Source organism: Clavibacter nebraskensis NCPPB 2581 (assembly GCF_000355695.1).
Taxonomy (GTDB): domain Bacteria; phylum Actinomycetota; class Actinomycetes; order Actinomycetales; family Microbacteriaceae; genus Clavibacter; species Clavibacter nebraskensis.
Genome location: NC_020891.1, coordinates 1,715,395 through 1,739,756 on the forward strand (window position 1 = coordinate 1,715,395; position 24,362 = coordinate 1,739,756).

Sequence of the window (24,362 nt, forward strand, 5' to 3'; positions counted from 1 at the left end):
GGAAGGCGGTCAGCATGGGAATCCTCGAGACGATCACGGGACCCCGGGACCTCGACCGGCTGAGCCGCGAGCAGATGCTCGAGCTCGCCGCCGAGATCCGGCAGTTCCTCGTCGCGGAGGTCTCCAAGACGGGCGGCCATCTCGGGCCGAACCTCGGCGTCGTCGAGACGACGCTGGCGATCCACCGGGTCTTCGACTCGCCGAAGGACCCCATCGTCTTCGACACCGGGCACCAGTCGTACGTGCACAAGCTGCTCACGGGCCGACAGGACTTCTCCCGGCTCCGCGGGTCGGGCGGCCTCGCCGGGTACCCGCAGCGGTCGGAGTCCGAGCACGACATCGTCGAGAGCTCGCACGCGTCGAGCTCGCTGAGCTGGGCGGACGGGATCTCGCGGGCCTTCGGCATCACCGGCCAGACCGACCGGCACGTGGTCGCCGTGGTGGGCGACGGCGCCCTCACCGGCGGCATGACGTGGGAGGCGCTGAACAACATCTCCGACGACAACACGCGGAAGCTCATCATCGTCGTCAACGACAACGGCCGCTCCTACGCGCCGACCATCGGCGGCATGGCCCGCTTCCTCAACACGGTGCGCACCCGCCGGACCTACCGCGGCCTCTACGAGACGAGCCAGCGCGTGTTCGGCGTCTTCGGCGCCCCGGGGGACAGCCTGTACCGCGGCCTCCGCGGCGGGCTCCACGGATTCCTCACGCGCGTCACCGACAACGAGGCGCTGTACTCGAACCTCGACATCAAGTACCTGGGCCCGATCGACGGCCACGACCAGCAGGCGATGGAGGAGGCCCTCGAGCAGGCCCGCGACTACGGCGCGCCCGTCATCGTCCACGCCATCACGGAGAAGGGCCGCGGCTACGAGCCCGCCCGGCGGGACGTGGCCGACCAGTTCCACGCGGTGGGGCAGATCGACCCCGAGACGGGCGAGCCCATCGACCCGTCGCAGGCCGTGAGCTGGACGAGCGTGTTCGCGGACGAGATCCTGGCCCTCGCGGACGAGGATCCCCGCATCGTCGGCATCACCGCCGCGATGCTCCGCCCAGTGGGCCTGCACAGGTTCGCCGAGAAGCACCCCGACCGCGTGCACGACGTCGGCATCGCGGAGCAGCACGCCGTGACGAGCGCCGCGGGCCTGGCGTACGGCGGACTGCACCCGGTCGTCGCGCTCTACGCGACCTTCGTCAACCGCGCCTTCGACCAGGTGCTCATGGACGTCGCCCTGCACCGCGCGGGCGTGACCTTCGTGCTCGACCGGGCCGGCGTCACCGGTCCCGACGGTCCGAGCCACCACGGCATGTGGGACCTGGCGCTGCTGCAGATCGTGCCCCACATCCGCCTGAGCGCCCCGCGCGACGCGACGCGGCTCCGCGAGGAGCTGGGGGAGGCCGTGAAGGTCGACGACGCACCCACCGTCGTGCGCTTCTCCAAGGGCAACGTGGGCGACGAGCTCGAGGCCGTGCGGCGCCTCGACGACGGCGTCGACGTGCTGCACGAGTCGGCGTCCCAGGACGTGCTCATCGTCACGGTGGGCCCCATGGCGACGATGGGCATCGAGGTCGCGGAGCGCCTCGCCGCGCAGGGCATCGGCGCGACCGTGGTGGATCCCCGGTGGGTCGTGCCCGTGCCGCGCAGCGTCGTGGAGCTCGGCGGAGAGCACCGCCTCGTCGTGACCATCGAGGACGGCGTCGTGGTCGGCGGCATCGGCACGCGGATCCGCCAGGACCTGCGCGAGGCCGGCATCGACACCGGCGTGACGGAGCTGGGCCTCCCCGACGAGTTCCTCGACCACGGCACGCGATCGGAGATCCTCGAGCGCGTCGGCCTCACCCCGCAGCACATCGCGCGTGACGTCGTCGCCCAGGTGCTCGGGAGCCGCGTGCCCTCCGCTCGGCCGCTGCCGGAGGACGAGGAGCGCGTGTCGATGCGCGCGGAGGACGACGAGCAGGGCTAGCGGGCACGACGACGGAGGAGCCCGACCGCAGCGCGGTCGGGCTCCTCCGCCGCGAGCGGGTCGCTACTCCACGCCGCGGATCGGCGGGTGGTGGAACGTGTCGCCGAACGCCCGGTCGCTGGCCCCGACGCGGTCGAGGTAGGGCGTGAGGCCGCCCATCTGGAACGGGTAGCCGGCGCCGAGGATGAGGCACAGGTCGATGTCCTCGGCCGCGTGCACGACGTCGTCCTCGAGCATGCGGTGCACCTCGTCGGCGAGGCCGGTCTCGACGCGCTCGCGGATCTCCTCCGCCGTCATGGGCGACTTCCCGCCCTTGACGATGCGCACGGCCTCCTTGTCGAAGCCCGTCGGCCGGCCCTTCGCGTCCCGCGCGTAGATGCGCCCGAGATCGGCGAGCCGGTGCAGGTTCGGGCTCTCGAAGAACCGGTCCGGGAAGGCGGCGTGGTGTGTGTCGAGCACGTGCGCGCCGACCTTGAGGCCCACCAGCTCGAGCAGCTCGAACGGCGTCATGGGTAGGCCGAACGGCGCGAGGGAGCGGTCGACCACCTCGAAGGGCGTGCCCGTGTCGACCGCGTGCATGGCCTCGCCGAGGACCTTCGCGAGGATCCGGTTCACCACGAAGCCCGGGGTGTCCCGGGTGATGACGGCGTTCTTGCGCAGCTGCTTCGCCACCTGCATCGCGGTCGACAGCGTCTCGTCAGTGGTCTGCGGGGTGCGCACGACCTCGATGAGCGGCATCACGGCGACGGGGTTGAAGAAGTGGAAGCCCACCACGCGCTCCGGGTGCCGCAGGCGCTCCGCGATGCGCTCGACCGAGAGGCTCGACGTGTTCGTGGCGAGGATCGCGGTCTCGGAGACGTGCTGCTCGATCTCGGCGAACACCGCCTGCTTCACGCCGAGCTCCTCGAACACGGCCTCGATCACCCAGTCTGCGTCGGCGAAGTCGGCCTTGTCGGTCGTGCCCGTGACGAGCGCGGTCAGCCGGTTGGCCTCGTCGGGGGAGACGCGCCCCTTCTCGGCGAGCTTCCGGATCTCGCCGTGGATGCCGGCGACCCCCGCGTCCACGCGCGCCTGGTCGAGGTCGGTGATGACCACGGGGACCTGCAGCCGCCGGACGAAGAGGAGCGCGAACTGCGACGCCATGAGGCCGGCCCCGACGACCCCGACCTTGGTGACCTTCCGGGCCAGCGCCTTGTCCGGCGCTCCCGCGGGCCGCTTGGCGCGCTTCTGCACGAGGTCGAACGCGTAGATGCTCGCGCGGAACTGGTCGCCGGAGATGAGGTCGGCGAGGGCCTCGTCCTCGGCGGCGAAGCCTTCCTCGCGCGTGCTCCGCTTCGCGGCCTGCAGCAGGTCGAGGGCGCGGTACGGCGAGAGGGCCACCGTGCCGATGCGCTGCTCGAGCGACCTCCGGGCGATGCCGATGGCCACGTCCCACTTGGCGATGCGCTCGAGGCGGCCGGGTGCGTTCGGGCGCTTCACCTCGATCGCCCCGGAGATGACCCCGTCAGCCCACCGGATCGACTGCTCGAGGAAGGACGCGGACGGGAACGACGCGTCGGCGATGCCGAGCTCCATGACGTCCTGGGCCTTCAGCGTGCGGTTGTTCTTGAGCGGGTTCTCGATGATGACCTTGAGCGCGTTCTCGATGCCGATGAGGTTCGGCAGCAGCCACGCGCCGCCCCAGCCGGGGATGATCCCGAGGAACACCTCGGGCAGAGCGACGGCCGGGACGGACTCGTCGACCGTGCGGTAGTCGGAGTTCAGGCCGATCTCGAGACCGCCGCCGAGCGCGAGCCCGTTGACGAACGTGAACGACGGCACGCCGAGGCGGTGCAGGCGTCCGAGGGTGTCGTGCCCGAGCTGCGCCATCTGGCGGCCGACATCGCGGCTGGGGATCTCGCCGACCTTGCTGAGATCGGCGCCCGCGGCGAGGATGAACGGCTTGCCCGTGATCGCGACACCGCGGATCTCCCCGGCGGCCGCCCGGGTCGCCAGGCTGTCGAGCGCGTCCGCGAGCTCGAGCAGCGTGGCCGGGCCGAGGGTGGACGGCCGCGTGTGGTCGCGGCCGTTGTCGAGCGTGACGAGCGCGAGCACGCCGCCGGACGGCAGCGGCACGTCGCGGACGAACGAGTGCGTGACGACCTCGTCGGGATCGAGCGCCACGAGCTCCCGGAAGCGGCTGGTGTCGGTCACTTGTTCCTCTTCCTCGTGCCGGTGAAGTGCGGGTTCTCCCAGATGACGCTGCCGCCCTGGCCGAGGCCGACGCACATCGCCGTGAGGCCGTAGCGGACCTCGGGGTGCTGCTCGAACTGGCGCGCGAGCTGGTTCATCAGACGGACGCCGCTCGACGCGAGCGGGTGGCCGACGGCGATGGCGCCGCCGTACTCGTTGACGCGCGGGTCGTCGTCGTCGAGACGGAAGTGGTCGAGGAAGCTGAGCACCTGGATGGCGAAGGCCTCGTTGAGCTCGAACAGCCCGATGTCGTCGATGGTGAGCCCGGCCTTGCGGAGCGCCTTCTCGGTGCTCGGCACGGGGCCGATGCCCATGATCTCGGGCTCGACGCCCGCGAACGCGAAGGACACCAGGGTCATCTTCGGGGCGAGGCCGAGCTCCTTCACGGCGTCGCCGCTCGCGAGGAGGGCGGCGGTCGCGCCGTCGTTGAGGCCCGACGAGTTGCCGGCCGTGACGCGGCCGTGCGGGCGGAAGGGGGTCCGGAGCCCGGCGAGGCCCTCGAGCGTCGTCTCGGGGCGCATGGCCTCGTCGCGGGTCGCGAGGCCCCAGCCCTGGTCGGACCGGGTCGCGACGGGCACGAGGTCCGGCTGGATGTCGCCGTTCGCGTAGGCGAGCGCGGTCTTCCGCTGGCTGGCGAGGGCGTAGCGGTCGGCCCGCTCGCGGGTGAGCGCCGGGAAGCGGTCGTGGATCCGCTCGGCCGTGTTCCCCATGTTGAGGGCGTCATGGCTCACGAGGCGCTCGGCGAGGAAGCGGGGGTTCGGATCCGCGTCGAAGCCCATGGGGTGGCGGCCCATGTGCTCGACGCCGCCCGCGATCGCGAGGTCGTACGCGCCGAAGGCGATGCCGCCCGCGGTGGCCGTGACGCTCGTCATGGCGCCGGCGCACATCCGGTCGATGGCGAAGCCGGGGACGGAGCGGGGGAGCCCGGCGAGCAGAGCGGCCGTGCGGCCGAGGGTGAGGCCCTGGTCGCCCGTCTGCGTCGTGGCCGCGATGGCCACCTCGTCGATCCGGTCCTTCGGCACCTGGGGGTTCCGCTCGAGCAACCCGATCATGGCCTTGACCACCAGGTCGTCGGCGCGGGTCCGCCAGTACATGCCCTTCTCACCCGCTCGTCCGAACGGGGTGCGGACCCCGTCCACGAAATGGACTTCGGCTCTCTCGACCACTGACGCCTCCTCGCATCGATTTCCCCCACCCTAGGAAGAACCCGGACGGGGGCAGAATCCGTTGACTGTTCCTACGAGGCCCCGTCGTCGGTCGCGTCGTCGGCTTGGCCAGCATCGACAAACGCCGCGGCCACCGGAGCGGCCGTCGCCTCGATCTGCCAGGGTCGCGCACCCCATGAGGCGAGCGCCTCCGCGACGGCCTCGGGCGCGAGGTCGGCGGGCGGCGTCCAGGCGACGCGGCGCAGCACCTCGGGGGTCAGCAGGTTCTCCTGCGGCACCCCCATCCCGTTCGCGACCTCCTGCACGGCGACGCGGGCGAGCTTGAGGCGGCGGTCGGCGGCGGGGTCCTTGTCGGCCCAGGCCTTGGGCGGCGGCATGCTCTCGCCCGTGCCGCGCAGCTGCGGGAACTCGGTCGCGGCGAGCCCCCGCTCGACGGCCGCCCACCAGCGGTCGATCTCGCTGCGGCTCGCGCGCCCGGAGAACTCGCGCGCGGCGGCGAGGTCCCGCTTGGTCTGCGGCAGGATCCGGGCGACCGCGACGAGCGACCCGTCGGGGACGAGGCGGCCGGGGCTCGTGTCGACCTCGCGCGCGTACGCGTCGCGGGCCTCCCACAGCTCCTTGGCGACCGCGAGGCCGCGGCCGCCGCGCACCCCGTGCAGGCCGCTGAGCCGACGCCACGGCTCGACCCGGGCGGGCTTCGCCTCCTTGGCGATCGTCGCCGCGAACTCCTGCTCGGCGATGCCCGTCTTGCCCTGCTCCTCGAGGCGGCGCGCGATCTCGTCGCGCACGTCCACGAGCAGCTCGACGTCGAGCGCGGCGTAGACGAGCCAGGCGCGGGGGAGCGGGCGGGTCGACCAGTCGGCGGCCGAGTGCTCCTTGGCCAGGTGGATCCCGAGCAGCTCCTCCACCACGGTGCCGAGGCCCACGCGCGGCAGGCCGAGCAGGCGCGACGCGAGCTCGGTGTCGAAGATGCGCCGCGGGTCGAGGCCCACCTCGCGGAGGCAGGCGAGGTCCTGGCTGGCGGCGTGCAGCACCCACTCCACGTCCCGGATCACGTCGTCGAGCTCCGAGAAGTCGCCGACGGCGGGCGGGTCGAAGAGGAAGGTGCCGGCGCCGCGGCGGAACACCTGGATGAGGTACGCGCGCTGGCTGTAGCGGAACCCGGAGGCGCGCTCGGCGTCGACCGCGATGGGACCGGTGCCTGCCGCGATGGCCTCGACCGCGCGCAGGTAGTCCTCCCGCGTGTCGATGACGGTGAGGTCGCCCGTCGCCGCGGCCTCGCGGAGGGGCGGCCGGGCGGGAGCGTCGTCGGCGACGCGCTCGACCGCCGCCGCGGGGGCGTCCGGCACGGGGGCCACGGCGGCCGGTGCGAGGTCGGCGACCCGCTGGGGCGCGGTCCGTCGGGTGCGCCTGCGGGTGCGGGCGGCGACCGCGTCGGTCGCGGTGGATCCCGGCACGTCGGAGAACAGGGACGTCCCCATGGCGGGCCGGGTCAGGCCGGTGGGCGGCGAGACCAAGGCGTCCACGCCGGTCGCGTCGGGGTCGGGGGTGTCGGACGGGGCGTTCACGTCCGGGTGCGTCGCGCTGATAGCAGTGTCACTCCTTCGCCCGCGGGAGGGAGCCCTGCGAGCATGCACAGTAGTTCCCCCCAGCCTTCCACATGGGCGGTCACGTCGGAGTCCGCGGGTGTCCACGACGCGCGCAGCTCGATCTTGGCACCGCTGCCCTGGCGGGCGAGCTCGCCGTAGCCGGTGGAGATGATGCGGGTGGCGGTGCCCGACGGCGAGGAGTACCGGGCGCCGCGGGAGGCGAGGCCGTCGACGAGCCAGGACCACGCGACGTCGGCGAGGAACGGATCCGTCCCCATGTCGGTCTCGAGCGGCGCCTGCGCGAAGCAGACGACGCGGAAGGCGCCGCCCCACGCCTCCGGCTCCTCCGGGTCGTGCAGCAGGATGAAGCGGCCGGTGCCGAGCTCCGAGTCGGAGGCGTGACCCGAGGGCGAGACGTCGGCAGCGAGCGCCACGGCGTTCGGCGCCAGGCTGCTCGAGGGCGAGGGGATCTCCGTCAGCACGAGCTCGGATCGCGTGGTCGCGCGCCGCAGCGCGTCCAGCGCCGCGCGGAACTCGGGCGGATCCTCGGCACTGTCACGGGTCTCTACCACGTGTGCAGACTATGGTGCGCCGGTCGACGCACCGGGAGCCACGCCGCGGCGGGGGACGGGCGGCACGGCCCCCGATGGCGGCGCGACCAGGGGATCAGCCCCGCCGCACCGCCCAGCGCGCGTAGGTGCGGTGGTCGTCGTCGACGAGCAGCTGGTCGAGCCGCATCGGGGAGTGGATGCCGGAGCCCGCCGGCACGAGCGGCGTGAGCGGCGTCACGAGCTCGGGCGAGGTGGTGAGGCAGAGCTCGTCCACTCGACCCGCCGCGAGGAGCGATGCGGCGAGCGCGGGCCCGCCCTCGCACACGACGTGGACCAGCCCGTGACCGCGGAGCGCGTCGACGACGTGGTCGCCGCCCATCCGCCCGTCGGCCGCGGCACCCAGCGGCACGGAGACGATCTCGGCGGGCACGCCTGCCAACGTCGCCACCGCGCGGTCACGCGCCTCGGGCGGGCACAGCACGAGGAGGCGGCCGGCTCCGGCGTCGGGGTCGAAGCGGTGCCCCTCCAGATCGCCCGAGGATGTCGCGACGGCCAGGGGTGTGCGGCGGGGGAGCACGTAGCGCTCGGCGCGCACCGTGCCCGCGCCCACGAGCACGACGTCGGCGAGCTCGCGGATCACGCCGAGGATCCGCCGGTCGACGACGCTCGAGAGGCTGTCGGACGTGCCGTCGGCGCCGATGACGCTGCCGTCGACGGACGCCACGAAGTTGAGGCGGACGTGCTCGGCGGATCCCGGACGGTAGAGGTCCTCGAGCCACTCCCTCGTGCCGTCGTCCTCCAACCCGCGCGAGGAAGCAGCGTCGGCAGGACCGGTGACGGACAGGACCCGGGTGATCCTCACCCGGCGAGCCGCTCGCGCACCTGGCGCTTGACCCGCCCGAGCATCGCCGTCATGCCGCGCATGCGCAGCGGCGACACGGCGGCGTCGAGGCCGATGGTGGACGGGTAGTCGTCGGGCACCGCGAGCACCTCGTCGGCCGGCAGCCCGTCGAGCCCCTGCGCGAGGATCGACGCGAACCCGCGGCTCGTCGGCGCCTCGGCCGGCGCCTGGGCGTGCACGTGCACGTCGCCGTCGACGACCTCCACGAACATGAACACGGGCGACTGGCACTCCTCCACGCGCTCGAGGAGGTCCGGGTGCTCCGCGTAGCGTGCGGGCAGCTCGGGCAGCTCGTTGCTGAAGTCGAGCAGGAGCAGGAGCCGGTCGCGCTGCTCGAGCGCGAGGAAGTCGTCGCGGATCTCGGCGAGCGCCGCGGGCAGCGCGGGGGATCCGGTCATCGGGCCGGCAGCTCCCCGGGCTCGTCGCCCTGGACGATCGGGACGCGCACGGCGGAGCCCCACTCGGTCCAGGAGCCGTCGTAGTTGCGGACCCCCTCGAAGCCCAGCAGGTGCGTGAGCACGAACCACGTGTGGCTCGACCGCTCGCCGATGCGGCAGAGGACCACGACATCGTCGCCGTCGGAGAGACCCGCGCCGTCGCGGTAGACCGCGTCGAGCTCGGCGCGCGTCTTGAAGGAGCCGTCCTCGGCCGCGGCCTTCGCCCACGGGACGTTCTGCGAGGTGGGGATGTGGCCGGCGCGGAGCGCGCCCTCCTCGGGGTACGCGGGCGCGGTGGTGCGCTGGCCGGTGTACTCCTCGGGGCTGCGGACGTCGATGAGCGGGTTGCCGAGGTGCGCGAGCACGTCGTCCTTGAACGCGCGGATCTCCTCGTCGCGGCGCTCGACGACGGGGTACTCGACGGGGATGGCCTCGGGGCGGTCGGTGGTGGTGGGGCGCCCCTCGGCGATCCACTTGTCGCGGCCGCCGTCGAGCAGGCGCACGTCCTCGTGGCCGAACAGGGTGAAGACCCAGAGGGCGTACGCGGCCCACCAGTTGCTCTTGTCGCCGTAGATGACGACCGTGCTGTCGCGCGCGATGCCGCGCTCCGACATGAGCTGGGCGAACCGCTCGCCGTCGACGTAGTCGCGCTGCACGGGGTCGTTGAGGTCGGTGTGCCAGTCGAGCTTGACCGCGCCGGGGATGTGGCCGGTCTCGTAGAGCAGCACGTCCTCGTCGGACTCGACGACCACGAGGCCCGGGGTGAGGGCGCCGTCGGCGAGGCGCTCCTGCAGCCAGTCCCCGCTGACGAGGCGCTCCGGGTGGGCGTACTCGGCGAACCTGGGGGTGGTGTCCGGCTCGACGGCCATGGGGCTCTCCTGATCTCGCGGCCGCGGGGGCCGCGCTGGGTGGGACGCGGATTAGTCTGGTGGCTGTCCCGCGGGCACGGAGTGCCGCGCGTCGACAACCATCCACGGTAACGGTTCGCCCTGCGCGGGACTTCCCGACACCGCCATATGACAGCCGGAGACCCACCTGTGACGAACGCCGACATCGGATCGCGGAGCCACGACGCGGAGGGCACGGGACCCGGTGCCCTCGTCGGCCGCTCGCCGAGCATCACGGGCGCGGAGATCGCCGCGCACCTCGTGCCGCCGCGCCAGTTCGACGAGGCCCGGTTCGACACCTACCGGCCCGACCCCGAGCACGACACGCAGGCGCAGGCGGTCGAGGTGCTGCGCGCGTTCTCGGGCGATCGCGCCGGCTCCCGCGGCGGCCTGTTCTCGCGCAAGAAGGCGCCCGCCCTCAGGCCCGGCGTCTACCTCGACGGCGGGTTCGGCGTCGGCAAGACCCACCTCCTGGCGTCGCTCTGGCACGCCATGCCGGGTCCGAAGTACTTCGGCACCTTCATCGAGTACACGGCGCTCGTCGGGGCGCTCGGCTACCAGGGCGCCGTCGGGATCCTGCGCGGCGCGACGCTCGTGGCCATCGACGAGTTCGAGCTCGACGACCCGGGCGACACGATGATGATGACGCGCCTGCTCTCCGACCTGGTGGCCACGGGCACCCGCATCGCCGCGACGAGCAACACGCCGCCGAACGCCCTGGGGGAGGGGCGCTTCGCCGCGGCCGACTTCCTGCGCGAGATCCAGGCCATGAGCGACCGCTTCGACACCATCCGCATCGACGGGCTCGACTACCGGCGCCGCGCCTTCGAGGGCCACGCGGTCACGGTGGACGCCGCCGACCTCGACGCGCGAGCGGATGCCGCGCACGCCGCCGGCCGGACCGTGACCGTCGACGGGTTCCCCGAGCTGGTGGCGCACCTCTCGCGGCTGCACCCCTCCAAGTACGTCAAGGTCATCGAGGGCGTGGACGCCATCGCGCTCCGCGGCGTGACCCAGCTGCAGGGCCAGACCGACGCCCTCCGCTTCGTCGCGTTCGTCGACCGGGTCTACGACGCGCAGATCCCGCTGCTCGCGTCGGGCACGCCGTTCGACGAGGCGTTCTCGGCCGAGATGCTCGCGGGTGGCTACCGCAAGAAGTACCTGCGCGCGATCTCGCGGCTCATCTCGCTCACCGCGGCCGGACGCGACATCTAGCCCACGACGCTCCGTCGTCCCTGGATCGGGGGCCGTCATGGGCATCCCCGCTGCGCGCGGAAACACGATGTTCACATTCCCGCCATCCGTGTAACGAGCCGGAAACACGTCCGGCGAGCCGGCGAAACCTCGCCCCCCGACACTGGACGCGTACCCGGCACACGGCTCGCGCCGAACCACCCGACCACACGGGCGGCCGCTCGCCCTCCAGTCCGGTGCGACCCCCTGCACGATCTACGAGAGGTGAAACACCATGGACCAAGGCAACACCGCCTTCCTCCTGATCGCCGCGGCGCTGGTCCTCCTGATGACGCCGGGTCTGGCGTTCTTCTACGGCGGGCTCGTCAAGGCCAAGAGCGTCATCAGCATGATGATGATGAGCTTCGGGGCCATGGGCCTCATCGGGCTCCTCTGGGTCCTGTACGGCTACGCTATCGCGTTCGGCAACGGGCCCGACGGCGCGGCGGGCAACCCGCGCTTCGTCGGCATCGACGGCGTCCTCGGCATCGACCTCGGCCAGCTGGGCCTCGGCGACGCGTACACCGCGGCGCTCGGCGACCAGACGTCCTCGTACCCGACGCTCGCCTTCGCGGCCTTCCAGGCCACGTTCGCGATCATCACGGTCGCCCTCATCTCCGGCGCCATCGCCGACCGCGCGAAGTTCGGCGCCTGGATGGTCTTCGCGGGCGTGTGGGCCACCGTCGTCTACTTCCCGGTCGCCAGCTGGGTCTTCAACTTCACGGTCGCCGACGGATCCACGGTCGACGGCGGGTGGATCGCCTACAACGTCGGCGCCATCGACTTCGCCGGCGGCACAGCGGTCCACATCAACGCGGGTGCCGCGGCCCTCGCCCTCTCGCTGGTCCTCGGCAAGCGCGTCGGGTTCGCCAAGGGCATGCACGTGCCGCACAACCCGCCGTTCGTGCTCCTCGGCGCCGGCCTCCTCTGGTTCGGCTGGTTCGGCTTCAACGCCGGCTCCGAGCTCGCCGCCGACGGCATCGCGGCCATCGCCTTCCTCAACACCATCGCCGCCCCCGCCGCCGCGATCCTCGGCTGGCTCGTGGTCGAGAAGATCCGCGACGGGAAGCCCACCTCGGTGGGCGCCGCGTCCGGCGCGGTCGCGGGCCTCGTCGCCATCACCCCGGCGTGCGCCGCGCTCTCGCCGACCTGGGCGATCGTCCTCGGCCTCGTCGCCGGCGCCGTCTGCGCCGTCGCGATCGAGCTCAAGTTCAAGCTCGGCTTCGACGACTCGCTCGACGTGGTGGGCATCCACCTCATCGGCGGCCTCATCGGCACGCTGTACATCGGCATCTTCGCCACGAACGTCGGCCTCATCTACTCGGGCTCGCTCGAACAGCTCGGCAAGCAGGCCCTCGCCGCCTTCGCGGTGCTGATCTACTCGTTCGTGCTCTCGTACGTCATCGGCACGATCATCCAGAAGACCATGGGCTTCCGGGTGAAGAACGAGGACGAGATCGCGGGCATCGACACGATCGTCCACGGCGAGGAGGGCTACGTGCTGGAGACCTCCGGCCGCTGACCCGCTCCGCCGATCGACCCGACGGGCGCCGCACCTCGCGAGAGGGCGGCGCCCGTCCGTCGTCCCCGCCGGGTCGACCGGCCAGCGGGCGACACGACCTGTTCGCCCTGCGCGGAGCGGGCGTCCGAGCCGGTCGGTCGGGTGCGGCCCGGGCGTACGGTGGGACGAGCCGATGAGGTGCGCACGACGGCGCCTCCCGCACCCGACGTGACCATCGAGACGAAGAAGACGAGAGCACATGGCATCCCCCCTCATCACCCTGAACAACGGCGTCACCATCCCGCAGCTGGGCTTCGGCGTCTTCCAGACCCCGCCCGCCGAGACGCAGCAGGCCGTGGAGCAGGCCTTCGAGGCCGGCTACCGCCACATCGACACCGCCGCCGGCTACTACAACGAGGAGGGCGTGGGCGCCGCCATCAAGGCGACGGGCATCCCGCGCGAGGAGCTCTTCATCACCACCAAGCTCCGCAACGGCGACCAGGGCGCGGACAGCGCCCGCACCGCGTTCGAGGACAGCCGCCGCAAGCTCGGCGTGGACGCGGTGGACCTCTACCTCATCCACTGGCCGTACCCGAAGCACGGACTGTACGTCGAGACCTGGAAGACGTTCGAGGCGCTGCACGCCGAGGGCGTCATCCGCGCGATCGGCGTCTCCAACTTCCTCCCGGAGCACCTGGAGGAGCTGGCCGCCGAGAGCGACGTCGTGCCCGCCGTGAACCAGATCGAGGTGCACCCGACGTTCCAGCAGCACGACCTCTCCACCTTCTCGGTGGAGCGCGGCATCGAGGTCGAGGCGTACAGCCCGCTCGGCCAGGGCGCCGACCTGGAGTCGGAGATCGTCACGCGCGTCGCGAAGGACCACGACGCCACGCCCGCGCAGATCGTGCTCGCCTGGCACCTCGCGCAGGGCCGCATCGTGATCCCCAAGTCGGTCACGCCCGAGCGCATCGTGCAGAACTTCCAGAGCGTCGAGGTCGAGCTCTCGGTCGAGGAGCTCGCCGAGATCGACACCCTGGAGACCGGCACGCGCCTCGGCGCCGACCCGGCGACGGCGGACTTCACGCAGTTCCCGTCCTGATCCACCCGCCGGCACGCCGGCACCACGACGCCCGCCCGGCCCCTCGCCGCGGCGGGCGTCGTCGCGTCGGTGCGCCCGAGCCACGTCGCAGTCCCATCGGGGCGCGAGGGGGCTAGCGTGAGCGATACGACGCTCCCTCAGGCCGGAGGCGAGAGCCTCGGACCCACCGGAGCCCGCCCCACCGTCAGGAGCATCGTGACCGATCCCACCGTCCCGCACACCCGCCTCGCCGACGCGCTCAGCTCCGTGTCCGAGCGCATCGACGCGTCCGTCGACCCGAGCTGGGACGGGCTCACCGGCGTCCAGATACTCATCCTCCGCCGGCTCTCCGGCACCGAGCGCATGGACCGGGCGTCGCTCGCGCTCGACACCCGCACCGCCCGCGCGGCCACCGTGCCGAGCCTCGCGTCGCTCATGCAGAAGGGCCTCGTAGTGGAGTCCGAGGACCCCGTCGGGTCCTACCTGCACCTCTCCGACGGCGGCCGGGCGCTCCTCCTGGGCGTCCGGACGGCCCGCGCCGAGTGGCTGGAGCAGGCGGCCCGGCAGGCCCGCCCGCCCGTGCACGGCGACGACCTCCTGCGCGCCGCGGCGCTGCTCGAGCACCTCCGCGCCACGGACGACATCTGAGCGCGCCCGCCGCGGCCCGCGACGGGCGCGACCAGGACCTGGTCGCGCGCCTGCGGGCCGCGGGGTGCGTGTTCGCCGAGGAAGAGGCCGCGCTGCTCGTCGCGGAGGCCGCAGGACGCCATCCGGACGCCGGGGGAGACGCCCGCGCCGCCGCGCTCGAGGGGATGACGGCGGCCCGCGTGGCGGGGGGAGCCCCTCGAGACCGTCCTCGGCTGGGCGGCGTTCGCCGGGCGCCGGATCATCGTGCGGCCCGGGGTCTTCGTCCCGCGTCGCCGCACCGAGCGCCTGGCGCGTGCCGCCGTGACCGCGGCGCGCACGGTCGACCACCCCGTCGTGGTGGACCTGTGCTGCGGATCGGGCGCCATCGCCGCGGTGATCGCGGACGAGGTGCCCCGGGCGGTCCTCCACGCCGCCGACCTCGATCCCGTCGCCGTGGCGTGCGCGGCGGAGAACCTCGTCCCGCGCGGCGTCGACGTGCACCGCGGCGACCTGCTCGACGCCCTGCCGGACGCCCTCCGCGGGCGGATCGACGTCCTGGTCGCCAACGTGCCCTACGTGCCGCGTGCTGCCCTCGAACTCCTGCCGCCCGAGGCCCGCCTGCACGGGCCGGAGGCCACGCGCGACGGCGGCGGCGACGGGCTCGACGTGCTCCGGCGCGCGGCGCTCCAGAGCGGCTCCTGGCTCGCGCCCGACGGTCTGCTCCTCGTCGAGGTCGCGGACGCGCAGCTCCCCGTCGCCCTCGACGCGCTCGCCGTCGCCGGCCTCGAGGCGCGAGCCGACCCCTTCGCCGCGCCCGCGGACGACACGGATGACGACGACGGCACCCGGGTCGTGTCCGGCCGACGCCCGCGATGACCGATCGACCCCGCGTACCGGGCCCCGGTGACTCGCGGACGTTCCTGTGACCGCCGCGGATCTCGTTGCCTCCTGTCCACAAGCCGCTCGGCGACCGGACCGACCTCCCTAGGGTCCAGGTGTCCCATCCACCGCACGAGAGGCGCCAGTGCCCCCCACCCCTCCCCGTCCCGGGGCGTCCGTCCGCATGACGCCGTCCCTCTCGGAGCGCGACGCGCGCCGTCGCCCCCGTCGCGGCCTCGCCGCCCTCGCGTCCGCCGCCGCCGTCCTCACCGCCGTCGCCGTGGGCGTCCCGGCGGTGTCCGCATCCGCCGCCGCACCGAGCACGCCCGTCCCCGGCATGCAGGTCCCCGCGCTCAAGGACGTCCTCGGCGACGCCGGCATCGAGCACGTCGGCGTCGCGATGGGCAGCGGAGAAGTGCAGGGCACCTCGGCCGACCTCATCGCCCGCCACTTCAACGCCATGACGCCGGAGAACGAGGGCAAGGCCGACGCCATCCAGCCCGTCGAGGGGCGGTTCGACTTCAGCGGCATCGACAAGCTGCTCGACTTCGCCGACGCCCACGGCATGAAGATGTACTTCCACGTCGACTTCTGGATGCCGCAGACGCCCGCGTGGTTCTTCCTCGACCACGGGCGTCCGCTCACGAACAGCCCGGCCGACCAGGCGCTGCTCAAGGCCCGCATGGAAGCCCACGTCAAGGCGATCTCCGACCACATCGCGTCCCGCTACCCGAAGGGGAACAGCCCCATCTGGGCGATGGACGTCGTCAACGAGGTCATCAACGACGGCCCGAACGCCAACCCGCACCACATGAAGGACACGCGCTGGTTCCAGGTGCTGGGCGAGGGCTTCGTCGACGAGGGCTTCCAGCTCGCGAAGAGGTACTTCCCGGGCGTCAAGCTCTTCATCAACGAGTACAACACCGACTCGCCGAGCAAGCGCGCCGACTACCTCGGGCTGATCTCGGCCCTCCTCCAGCGCGGCATCCCGGTCGAGGGCGTGTCGCAGCAGACCCACATCGGGCTCCGCAGCGACATCGAGGAGCTGAGGAAGACGATCCACGCGGTGAAGGCCCTCGACCCGGACCTCGTCGAGGCCATCTCCGAGCTCGACGTCAGCGCCTCGAAGGCCGCCGCGACGAGTAACAGCCAGAATCGGGCCCACACGGAGCCGATCTACTCGAACCCGGACGACACCGCCGCGGCCGTGGGCTGGGTCTACAAGGACCTGTTCACGATGATCCGGCAGGAGGCCGGGAACCTCGACTCGGTCACCTTCTGGGGCTCGGACAACTCGCGGACCTGGCTGCACAGCCCGTCGATCGACCAGCCCTGGGACCAGCCGCTCCCGTTCGGGACCCACCAGGAGGCCATGCCCGCGTACTGGGGCATCGTCGACCCGTCGAAGCTCCCGCCGCGTCCGCCGCTGCCGAAGGGCTGATCACCGCCCGAGCCACCACCGCGGCCCCCGTCCTCGTCGAGGACGGGGGCCGCTCGGCGTTCGTTGTCCCGCGCAACAAAGGTTTTCGAATACCTTGCCCCCCGTAGGGGAGGGTGCCTACGGTTCGAGCATCCGACAGAGAAGTCGGAACACATGGAAGGTGTTCGACGATGAGCATTCCCCGCACCGACACGTCCGCGCTCGCGGACGTCAGCCCCCCGCGCTTGGGCCGCAGCAGGTTCGCGCCCCGCCCGCGACGCGACCGCCGCCGCGGCCTCGCCGCCCTCACGGCCCTCGGCCTGATCGCCGGGGCTGGCGCCCTCACCGCCCCCGCCGCGCAGGCCGCCGACGCCGCAGCTCCCGCCGGCATCGGATCCGACTTCGAATCCGGCACGGGCGCATGGGCGCCGCGCGGGGACGGCGTCCGCATCGCCCCGAGTACCGAGGCGCGCACCGGATCCGGCAGCCTGCTCGTCACCGACCGGACGCAGGAGTGGCACGGCGCCGCGCTGGACGTCACGGGCGCGCTGACCGTCGGCCAGCAGGTCGAGGTCACGGTGTGGGCGCGCCTGGCCGCGGGGGAGGAGCCCGCATCCCTCAAGGTCTCCGTGCAGCGCGACACCGGCGGCGGCAGCGGCTACGACGGCGTGGCGGGAGCCGCCGCGCGCGTCACCGCCGACGCCTGGACGGAGCTCACGGGCACGTACACGCTCGGCGGCCCGGTCGACAAGGCGCAGGTGTACGTGGAGGGGACCGTCGGCGCGGACTTCCTCCTCGACGACTTCCAGTTGGGCGAGGCCGTTTCCACGCCCGTGCAGACCGACATCCCGGCGCTCCAGGACGTCCTCGGCGCCCGCGGCATCGAGCACGTGGGCGTCGCGATCGACGGCCGCGAGACGGTCGGCGCCGGGGCGGATCTGGTGGGTCGGCAGTTCAACGCGTTCACGCCCGAGAACGCCGGGAAGCCCGAGAGCGTCCAGCCGGAGGAGGGCCGCTTCACGTTCGCGCAGATCGACCAGCTGCTCGACTACGCCGACAGGACCGGCACGAAGGTCTACTACCACGTGCTGTTCTGGCACTCGCAGACCCCCGCGTGGTTCTTCCTCGACGGCGACCGGCCGCTCACCGACAGCCCCGCCGACCAGGCGCTGCTCCGGGCGCGCATGGAGGCGCACGTGAAGGGCATCGCGGACCACGTGGCGGCCCGCTACCCCGACGGCGGCAGCCCGATCTGGGCGATGGACGTCGTGAACGAGGTCATCGACGACGGCCCCAACGACAACGCGCACGACATGCGCGACAGCCGCTGGTACCAGGTGCTGGGGGAGGGCTTCGTCGACGAGGGCTTCCGCCTCGCGCGCGCGTACTTCCCGGGGGTGAAGCTCTTCATCAACGACTACAACACGGAGCTGCCCACGAAGCGCGCCGACTACCTCGAGCTGATCTCCGCCCTCGTGGCCCGCGGTGTGCCGATCGACGGGGTGGGCCACCAGGCGCACGTCGACTTCGCCCGGCCCGTCTCGTGGCTGCGCGACTCCATCCGCGCGGTCGAGCGCATCGACACGCGCCTGCTGCAGGCGATCACCGAGCTCGACGTGAACGCGTCGAACCAGAACGAGGGCGCGGACGTGAGCGGCGCTCCGCAGGATCCGTACACGCCCGTGTACGCGGACGACGCCGACGCGGGCGCCGAGGTCGGGCACTACTACCGCGACCTCTTCCAGATGATCCGCCAGCAGGCCGCGTCCATCGACTCGGTCACCTTCTGGGGCGTGAGCAACGCGCGCAGCTGGCTGCGCACGTGGCCGATCGCGCGTCCGTGGGAGCAGCCGCTGCCGTTCGACGACGACCTGCAGGCGGCTCCCGCCTACTGGGGCATCGTCGACGCGAAGCGCCTCCCGGCACGACCGGCCGACCTCTCGGCGCCGCGCATCGCGGACGTCGACGACATCACGGCGGTCGCGACGAAGGCAGCGGGGGTCCGCGTGCCGTACGCGCTGCCCTCGGCGATCGACACGCGCGACGGCAACGTGCGCGTGCTGTGCGCGCCGCCCCGCAGCGGGATCTTCCCCGTCGGCACCACCACGGTCACCTGCACCGCGAAGGACCGCGCCGGCAACGTCCGGACGAGCGAGTTCGACGTGATCGTGACGCGCGCCGGCTCGTGATGCGCTGACGACCGTCACGACGCGGCCCCCGCCTCCTCGCGAGGCGGGGGCCGCGTCGCGCGCCGGGATAGGGTCGGACGATCGCGCGGCGCACCGGATCCCACCCGCATCGGCGGCACCCGTCGCCCGGAGGGGACAGCACCATGACCACGCAGACCATCTCGATCGGCATCACCGGCGTCACGGGCGCCGTCGGGGGAGCGGTGGCCCGCCGCCTCGCCGACGCCGGGCTCCCGCAGCGCCTCCTCGCGCGGTCGCCCGACCGAGCACCCCGGCTGCCCGGCGCCACCGTGCACGCGGTGGCCTGCGGGGATCACGATGCCTCGGTGGCCGCGCTCACCTGCGTGACGACGCTCCTCATGGTGTCGGCCGCCGAGGACGAGCACCGCCTCGCGCAGCACGTCGACTTCGTCGACGCGGCGGCCGAGTCGGGCGTCCGTGACGTGGTCTACACGTCCTTCGCGGATGCGTGCGGCGGAGGGCCTGCGGATCGAGTGCACGTCGGGCATTCGTGCGAGCCACGCGCCCGTCATCAGCTCTACATAACATAATGTGAATTATCGGCGGCACGGATCGACCCCGAGAGGGGCGCGAGACGACCGCCTCACGACCTCCGGGACAGCACCTCGCGGGCGACATCCACGAGCTCGGCCGGTTCGATCGGATCCTCCGTCGCGGCGAGCTCGTCGAGCCCGAACCAGCGGTGCGCGTGGATGTCGTCGAACTCGTCGGGCATCCAGTTGTCCGAGACGGGCGCGAACGCGTCGACCCGCACCAGGTAGAACGTCGAGTGCCCGGTGTCGAGGTCGCCGTCGACGCGACGACGCTCGTAGTCGTGCTCCCAGACGGGATCCCCGACGGAGTCGACGCGGAGCCCGGTCTCCTCGAACAGCTCGCGGCGCGCCGCCTGAGCGGGCGTCTCCCCCAGGTCGATCCCGCCGCCGGGCGTCAGCCAGCGCGGCGGCAGGTCGACGTTCACGGAGTAGTTCGTGAGGAACAGCAGGAGCCGGTCGCGCTCGTCGACCAGCAGGATCCGCGCGGTGTCGCGGACGTGCCGCACGACCTCGCCGTCGGTCATCGCGCGCCGCCGGCGACGGGCAGGTGCCGGTCCCACCAGTCGAGGATCGCCTCGAACCGCTGCACGCGGTGGCGCGGCCGACCGGAGCGGCTGAGCTCGTGGTCCTCGCCCGGGAAGACGAGCATCTCGGTCTCGACGCCCGCGCGCACGAGCGCCAGGTGGTACCGCTCGGCCTGCGACAGCGGGCAGCGCAGGTCGTCCTCGGAGTGGACGACGAAGGTCGGCGTCCGCACCTGGTGCGCGAACGCCTGCGGGCTCTGCGCGCGACGCGTCTCCTCGTCGTGACCCGTGTACTCCTCGCCGAAGAACGTGCCGATGTCGGAGGTGCCCGTGAACAGGTCCGGGTCGAGGAAGCCGCGCTCGACGATCGCGCCCTGGAACCGGTGCTCGTGCGCGATGGTCCAGGCCGTGAGGTAGCCGCCGTAGGAGCCGCCCATGATGCCGGCGCGGGATCCGTCGATGGCGTCGTGCACGGCGATCGCGCCGTCGAGGAAGTCGAGCACGTCGTGCATGTCGACCGTGCCCATGCGCTCCTTGATGACCCGGCCGTGAGCCTGACCGTAGCCGGCGGCGCCGCGCGGGTTGCACAGCAGCACCGCGTAGCCGGCGTCGGCGTAGACCTGCGCCTCGTCGAAGAGGTGCACGCCGTAGGCCGCGTAGGGCCCGCCGTGGATCACCAGGAGGACCGGGTGCGGCCCCTCCCCCTCGGGCAGCACGACCCAGCCGTGCACCGGGTAGCCGTCGCGACCCTCGACGACCAGCTCGTGCAGCGGGCGGATCCCCGCCTCCCGCAGCGGCGCGGAGAAGTCGGTGAGCGGCACGAACGCGGAACCCGCGTCGGACGAGCGGTCGGTGCGCACGAGCGCGAGGTCGCCGTGCGTGCGCGGGTCGGTGAGGGCGACGACGACGGCCCCTCCCCCGACTCCGACGCCGGTGACCTCCACCTGGTCGTCGACGAGCGCCTCGACGGCGCCGTCCGCGGTGACCCGCAGCAGCTGCACCGTGCCGCGCGATCCGTTGAGCACGAGGACGGCGTCGCGGTCCTCGACCGTGATGCCGCTGCCGCCGAGGTCGACGGTCTCGGCGTCGGTGAGGACGCGCGGCGCGGCGTCGTCGGCGTCGAGCACGTAGAGCGCGGTGTTGCGGGCGACGAAGTCGACGCCCGACTCCCCCAGGCCCTGCGCCAGCAGGTAGATCCGACCGCCCTCGACGGAGGCGACCTCGGCGACGCCGAGCCCGGCCTCGTGCGAGACGACCGTGCGGACCTCGGGCATGCCGACCGCCGCGTCGCCGCGGGCGGGGACGGCCACGGCGTAGGCGCCGGAGAGCAGGTCGTCGTCGCGGCCCTCGTGACGCGAGGCGACGAACAGCACCTCGGATCCGTCGGCGGAGAAGCGCGGCGCGTCGTGGTCGACGGGCTCGTCGGTGAGGCGGACCGCCTTCGGCACGCCCGCGCGCTCGGCGGCCGACGGCGTGGCCTCGGCTCCGTCGCCGCGCACGGCGGGATCCGCGGCGTCGGGGTAACCGGACGGGACGGCGGCCACGAACGGCTCCGCATCCAGCTCGGGCAGCTCGACGAGGGAGAGCTGCGTGTGCCGGTCCATGGACCAGCCGAGGCCGTTGGCGAGGTACTTGGTGGTGGTGATCCGGCGCGCGGGCTCGGCCGCGGCGGCCACGCCCTCGACGCTCCCGTACCGTCCCGGCTCCGCGACGCGCGAGGCGTAGACGATGCGGGATCCGTCGGGCGACCAGTCGAACGCGCCGACCCCGAGCAGCTCGTCGGTGAGGGCGACGGGCTCGCCGCCCGTGGCGCGCACCACGTGCAGCTGCGGCGGGCCCTTCGGCTCGGCGCGGAGGAACGCGATGACGCGGCCGTCCGGGGAGAGCCGCGGCGCCGTGTCGCGGAAGCCGCGCGTGATGCGGCGCGGGGCCGCGGATCCGTTCGTCGTCACCTCCCACAGCTGCCCGGTGTACGCGTCGGCATGCACCCGCGGGCGCGTCACCGAGACGACGGCCAGACGGCCGTCGGGCGAGACGGCGGGACGGGAGACGGAGGTGAGCAGGTCGAGATCCGTGGTCTTCATCGGCTCGAGCCTAGCCCCGGGCCGTAGCCCGCCCGCGGGTCACTCCGGCTGGAAGCTGCCCGTGTCGCCCACCAGGCGCGTGTGGTCGGCGGGGATCGGGTCGACCACCGCGCGCGCGACCTCGGCCGCGAACTGCGAGACGTTGTAGAGGCCGCCGGACGCCTCCTTGCGCTGCTGGATCGCCTCCGGGTTCATGCGGCCGAGGAGCGTGGCCGTGATGGTGCCCTCGATCATGTCGCCGGAGACGACGACGAAGCCGATCCCCCGCTCGTCGAGCTCCGGCAGCAGCTCGCGCAGGGCGTCCTCCCCCGCGCGCTTGCTGCGGGCGACGCCCTCGTACTCGGGCATGGTCGGCGTGGTGCGGATGAAGTGGGCCTGGTGGCTCGTGACGAAGACGACCCGGCCGCCCTCGGACAGGAGCGGCAGCGCGCTCCGCAGGACGTTCAGCTGGGCGTCCCGGTTGAGGGTCATGGCGTAGTCCTCGGCCATGCCGCTCTCCATGCCTCCCGACGCGTTGAGCACCAGGACGTCGAGGCCGCCGAGCTCGGCGCGGACGGTCTCCATCAGCCGGTCGACGGACTCCGGGTCTGTGAGGTCGGCGCCCACCGCAACGGCCTTCGCGCCGCCCTCGATGAGCTTCGCGACGAGCTTCTCGGCCCGCGCGGCCTTGTTGCGGTAGTTGACGACGACGTCGGCCCCCGCCTCGGCGAGGTAGGCGACCGTGTCGGCGCCGATGCCGCGGGAGGACCCGGTGACGAGCGCGCGGCGGCCGCGGAGCTCGTCGGGGGCGAAGGGGCGGATCTCGTCGACGGTGCTCACAGCGGTACTCCTCCAGGTGTGCGCGCCGTTCACGCGCGACGGGTCGTCCGGCGAGGGACGTATCGGGACGGGCCGCGCGGGCGGGACACCACGCTGACGGCCAGGAGAGCCTATCGCCCGCCGTCCGGGCGGTGGGCTAGGTTCGGGGCATCCGGTCCACGGAGCGAGGGAGCAGCGGTGACGGTCCTCCTCGACGACCACGCGTGGGTCGCCTGGCTCGCGCTGATCGTCACGGCGGTCGTCGTGGAGATGCGGCGGCTCGACCTGAGGGGCCTCTGCGGCGGCGTCGCGGCGCTCGCGGCCCTGCTGTCCGGCCTCGTCGGCGCTCCCTGGTGGCTCCAGGCGCTCGTTGCCGTGGTGGTGGTCGCCCTGCTCCGCACGGCGCGCCCGGCGCTGCTCCGCGCGCTCCCGATGGAGACCCCGCGAGCGGATGACGACCCCGGATCGGGCGACGCCCGACCCATGCCCGCCGACGACGACCGGCCCGCGTGACCCGCGGCGCCTGGTTCTCCGGCGACGTGCCCCGCGTCCTGGCGCACCGCGGGTGGACCGGGTCCGGAGCCGTGGAGAACACGCTCGACGCCTTCCGCGCGGCGTGGGAGCTCGGCGTCACCCACCTCGAGACCGATGTGCACGTCACGGCCGACGGCGCGTGCGTGCTCTGGCACGACGCCGACCTCCGACGCCTCACCGGCCGGCGCGGCCGCGTCCGCGACTCGACGCTGGCGGAGCTCCGGGCCATCGACCTCGGATCCGGGGCACGCGTCGCCACGCTCGCGGAGCTGCTGGCGGACCTGCCCGACGCCCGGCTCAACATCGACGTGAAGGGCGCGGACGCCCCGGCGGCCGTCGCCCGGGCGATCCGCGCGGCCGACGCCGTCGACCGCGTGCTCGTCACGTCGTTCTCGGGCTCCCGGCGGCGACGCGCGCTGGCCCTCCTCCCCGGCGCCGCGACGTCAGCGGACGCCGGGCGGCTCGTGCTCGCCGTCCTCGGTGCGCGGCTGGGTCTCGCCCCGGTGGTCCGCCTCGCCCTCCGCGGCGTCGACGCCGTGCAGATGCCCTGCCGGGGGCTCGGTATCCGCACCGTCTCGCCCGCGACGGTCGGCCGGTTGGCACGCGCCGTCCGCGAGGTGCACGTCTGGACGGTGGACGACCCGTACGAGATGATCCGCCTGGTCAGGGCGGGTGTGCACGGCGTCGTGACGGATCGGTCCGATCTCGCCCTCGCCGCCCTCGGCGGCAGGGACTGGGATTCGCCTGGGAACCGAGGGTCCTGAGAAAGGATCCTCACAGCCGCGCGGTTTACAACGGGGAGTGCATCGCGAGAGGAGACAACCATGGCAGATCGCAGCTTGCGCGGGATGCGGCTCGGGTCCACGAGCCTGCAGAGCGAGGAGGGCGTCAGCTTCTCCCCCCGGCAGAGGAAGACGTACCGCACGACCGACGGCACCACGTTCGAGGTCGTATTCTCGGCCGACGCCGAGGTCCCCGAGGTCTGGGAGTCGCCGAAGAGCGGCCTGGAGGGGCGCCTCCTCGACGCCGAGGGCGCACCCGTCGCCCACGACGAGGTCGAGGCGAAGGTCCCCCGGAGCCACTGGGACATGCTGCTCGAGCGCCGGACGCGCGCCGAGCTGGAGGAGCTCCTCGAGGAGCGCCTCGCCACCCTCCGCGCGCGGCGCGGTCAGCACCGCATCGGCGCCTGACCCGACCCCTCCGCTCGCGAA

22 protein-coding genes are annotated in these 24,362 nt (G+C 73.0%); 12 read left to right on the top strand and 10 right to left on the bottom strand.

From position 1 onward, the window contains the following. The first annotated feature begins 14 nt into the window (after positions 1-14). Positions 15-1,967, top strand: coding sequence for a 1-deoxy-D-xylulose-5-phosphate synthase (gene dxs / locus CMN_RS08085; RefSeq protein WP_015490336.1), 1,953 nt, complete (start codon positions 15-17; stop codon positions 1,965-1,967). Positions 1,968-2,030: 63 nt separating this feature from the next. Here dxs and CMN_RS08090 read toward each other — a convergent pair whose 3' ends face one another. The 7 genes from CMN_RS08090 to CMN_RS08120 all read right to left on the bottom strand — a co-directional run bounded on the left by CMN_RS08090 (position 2,031) and on the right by CMN_RS08120 (position 9,712). Continuing rightward, positions 2,031-4,160 (bottom strand): 3-hydroxyacyl-CoA dehydrogenase NAD-binding domain-containing protein, encoded by a 2,130-nt coding sequence (locus tag CMN_RS08090; RefSeq protein ID WP_015490337.1) that lies wholly within the window; start codon positions 4,158-4,160, stop codon positions 2,031-2,033. Continuing rightward, positions 4,157-5,365: a thiolase family protein gene (locus CMN_RS08095; protein ID WP_015490338.1), complete on the bottom strand. Its 1,209-nt coding sequence runs from the start codon at positions 5,363-5,365 to the stop codon at positions 4,157-4,159. Before CMN_RS08095 ends, CMN_RS08090 begins: the two co-directional genes overlap by 4 nt. A 71-nt stretch (positions 5,366-5,436) precedes the next feature. After that, entirely contained in the window at positions 5,437-6,933 is a 1,497-nt protein-coding gene (locus CMN_RS08100) for a ribonuclease D (RefSeq protein WP_015490339.1), read from the bottom strand. After that, a complete protein-coding gene (locus CMN_RS08105; protein ID WP_015490340.1) occupies positions 6,930-7,526 on the bottom strand; it encodes a DUF3000 domain-containing protein in 597 nt (198 codons plus the stop codon). The genes CMN_RS08100 and CMN_RS08105 overlap by 4 nt, the downstream gene beginning before the upstream one ends. Positions 7,527-7,620: 94 nt before the next feature. Next, a complete protein-coding gene (locus CMN_RS08110; RefSeq protein WP_015490341.1) occupies positions 7,621-8,367 on the bottom strand; it encodes a dihydrofolate reductase family protein in 747 nt (248 codons plus the stop codon). Further along, on the bottom strand, positions 8,364-8,804 hold the full coding sequence (locus CMN_RS08115; RefSeq protein WP_015490342.1) for a SufE family protein: 441 nt from the start codon (positions 8,802-8,804) through the stop codon (positions 8,364-8,366). Before CMN_RS08115 ends, CMN_RS08110 begins: the two co-directional genes overlap by 4 nt. Further along, positions 8,801-9,712 (bottom strand): sulfurtransferase, encoded by a 912-nt coding sequence (locus CMN_RS08120; RefSeq protein ID WP_015490343.1) that lies wholly within the window; start codon positions 9,710-9,712, stop codon positions 8,801-8,803. The genes CMN_RS08115 and CMN_RS08120 overlap by 4 nt, the downstream gene beginning before the upstream one ends. A 168-nt stretch (positions 9,713-9,880) precedes the next feature. Here CMN_RS08120 and zapE point away from each other — a divergent pair, with 168 nt between their 5' ends. The 8 genes from zapE (at position 9,881) to CMN_RS08160 (ending at position 19,208) form a co-directional block, all read left to right on the top strand. Continuing rightward, complete coding sequence (zapE, locus tag CMN_RS08125) at positions 9,881-10,945, top strand: cell division protein ZapE (RefSeq protein WP_015490344.1); 1,065 nt, start codon at positions 9,881-9,883, stop codon at positions 10,943-10,945. Between the two features lie 253 nt (positions 10,946-11,198). Then, complete coding sequence (locus CMN_RS08130) at positions 11,199-12,485, top strand: ammonium transporter (protein ID WP_015490345.1); 1,287 nt, start codon at positions 11,199-11,201, stop codon at positions 12,483-12,485. Between the two features lie 238 nt (positions 12,486-12,723). Next, positions 12,724-13,563 carry an aldo/keto reductase gene (locus CMN_RS08135; protein WP_015490346.1) on the top strand — a complete coding sequence of 280 codons (840 nt, stop codon included), beginning with the start codon at positions 12,724-12,726 and terminating at the stop codon, positions 13,561-13,563. Positions 13,564-13,758: 195 nt separating this feature from the next. Further along, positions 13,759-14,190 (top strand): winged helix DNA-binding protein, encoded by a 432-nt coding sequence (locus tag CMN_RS08140; protein ID WP_015490347.1) that lies wholly within the window; start codon positions 13,759-13,761, stop codon positions 14,188-14,190. Between the two features lie 243 nt (positions 14,191-14,433). Further along, complete coding sequence (locus tag CMN_RS08145) at positions 14,434-15,045, top strand: methyltransferase (RefSeq protein ID WP_309485172.1); 612 nt, start codon at positions 14,434-14,436, stop codon at positions 15,043-15,045. Between the two features lie 187 nt (positions 15,046-15,232). Continuing rightward, a complete protein-coding gene (locus CMN_RS08150) occupies positions 15,233-16,489 on the top strand; it encodes an endo-1,4-beta-xylanase (protein ID WP_015490348.1) in 1,257 nt (418 codons plus the stop codon). A gap of 170 nt (positions 16,490-16,659) precedes the next feature. After that, a complete protein-coding gene (locus CMN_RS08155; protein ID WP_015490349.1) occupies positions 16,660-18,657 on the top strand; it encodes an endo-1,4-beta-xylanase in 1,998 nt (665 codons plus the stop codon). 143 nt (positions 18,658-18,800) lie between these two features. After that, the gene (locus tag CMN_RS08160) at positions 18,801-19,208 is read left to right on the top strand and encodes an NmrA family NAD(P)-binding protein (protein ID WP_080605995.1); all 408 of its coding nucleotides are present in this window, start codon (positions 18,801-18,803) and stop codon (positions 19,206-19,208) included. Positions 19,209-19,261: 53 nt separating this feature from the next. Here the strand turns inward: CMN_RS08160 and CMN_RS08165 are convergent, their stop codons facing one another. Genes CMN_RS08165 through CMN_RS08175 form a run of 3 tightly spaced genes read right to left on the bottom strand, consistent with a single transcriptional unit; the run spans position 19,262 to position 22,638 of the window. Further along, positions 19,262-19,735: an NUDIX hydrolase gene (locus CMN_RS08165; protein WP_015490350.1), complete on the bottom strand. Its 474-nt coding sequence runs from the start codon at positions 19,733-19,735 to the stop codon at positions 19,262-19,264. Further along, the gene (locus CMN_RS08170) at positions 19,732-21,819 is read right to left on the bottom strand and encodes a S9 family peptidase (protein ID WP_015490351.1); all 2,088 of its coding nucleotides are present in this window, start codon (positions 21,817-21,819) and stop codon (positions 19,732-19,734) included. The genes CMN_RS08165 and CMN_RS08170 overlap by 4 nt, the downstream gene beginning before the upstream one ends. A gap of 39 nt (positions 21,820-21,858) precedes the next feature. Continuing rightward, positions 21,859-22,638, bottom strand: coding sequence for an SDR family oxidoreductase (locus CMN_RS08175; protein ID WP_015490352.1), 780 nt, complete (start codon positions 22,636-22,638; stop codon positions 21,859-21,861). A gap of 177 nt (positions 22,639-22,815) precedes the next feature. Between CMN_RS08175 and CMN_RS08180 the strand changes: the two genes are divergently transcribed. From CMN_RS08180 to CMN_RS08190, 3 genes are read left to right on the top strand one after another with little or no spacing between them, the layout of a single operon-like run. Next, positions 22,816-23,130: a hypothetical protein gene (locus CMN_RS08180; RefSeq protein ID WP_015490353.1), complete on the top strand. Its 315-nt coding sequence runs from the start codon at positions 22,816-22,818 to the stop codon at positions 23,128-23,130. Next, entirely contained in the window at positions 23,127-23,915 is a 789-nt protein-coding gene (locus CMN_RS08185) for a glycerophosphodiester phosphodiesterase family protein (protein WP_015490354.1), read from the top strand. Before CMN_RS08180 ends, CMN_RS08185 begins: the two co-directional genes overlap by 4 nt. 60 nt (positions 23,916-23,975) lie before the next feature. Continuing rightward, positions 23,976-24,341 carry an RNA polymerase-binding protein RbpA gene (locus CMN_RS08190; RefSeq protein ID WP_012038371.1) on the top strand — a complete coding sequence of 122 codons (366 nt, stop codon included), beginning with the start codon at positions 23,976-23,978 and terminating at the stop codon, positions 24,339-24,341. Positions 24,342-24,362 lie beyond the last annotated feature (21 nt).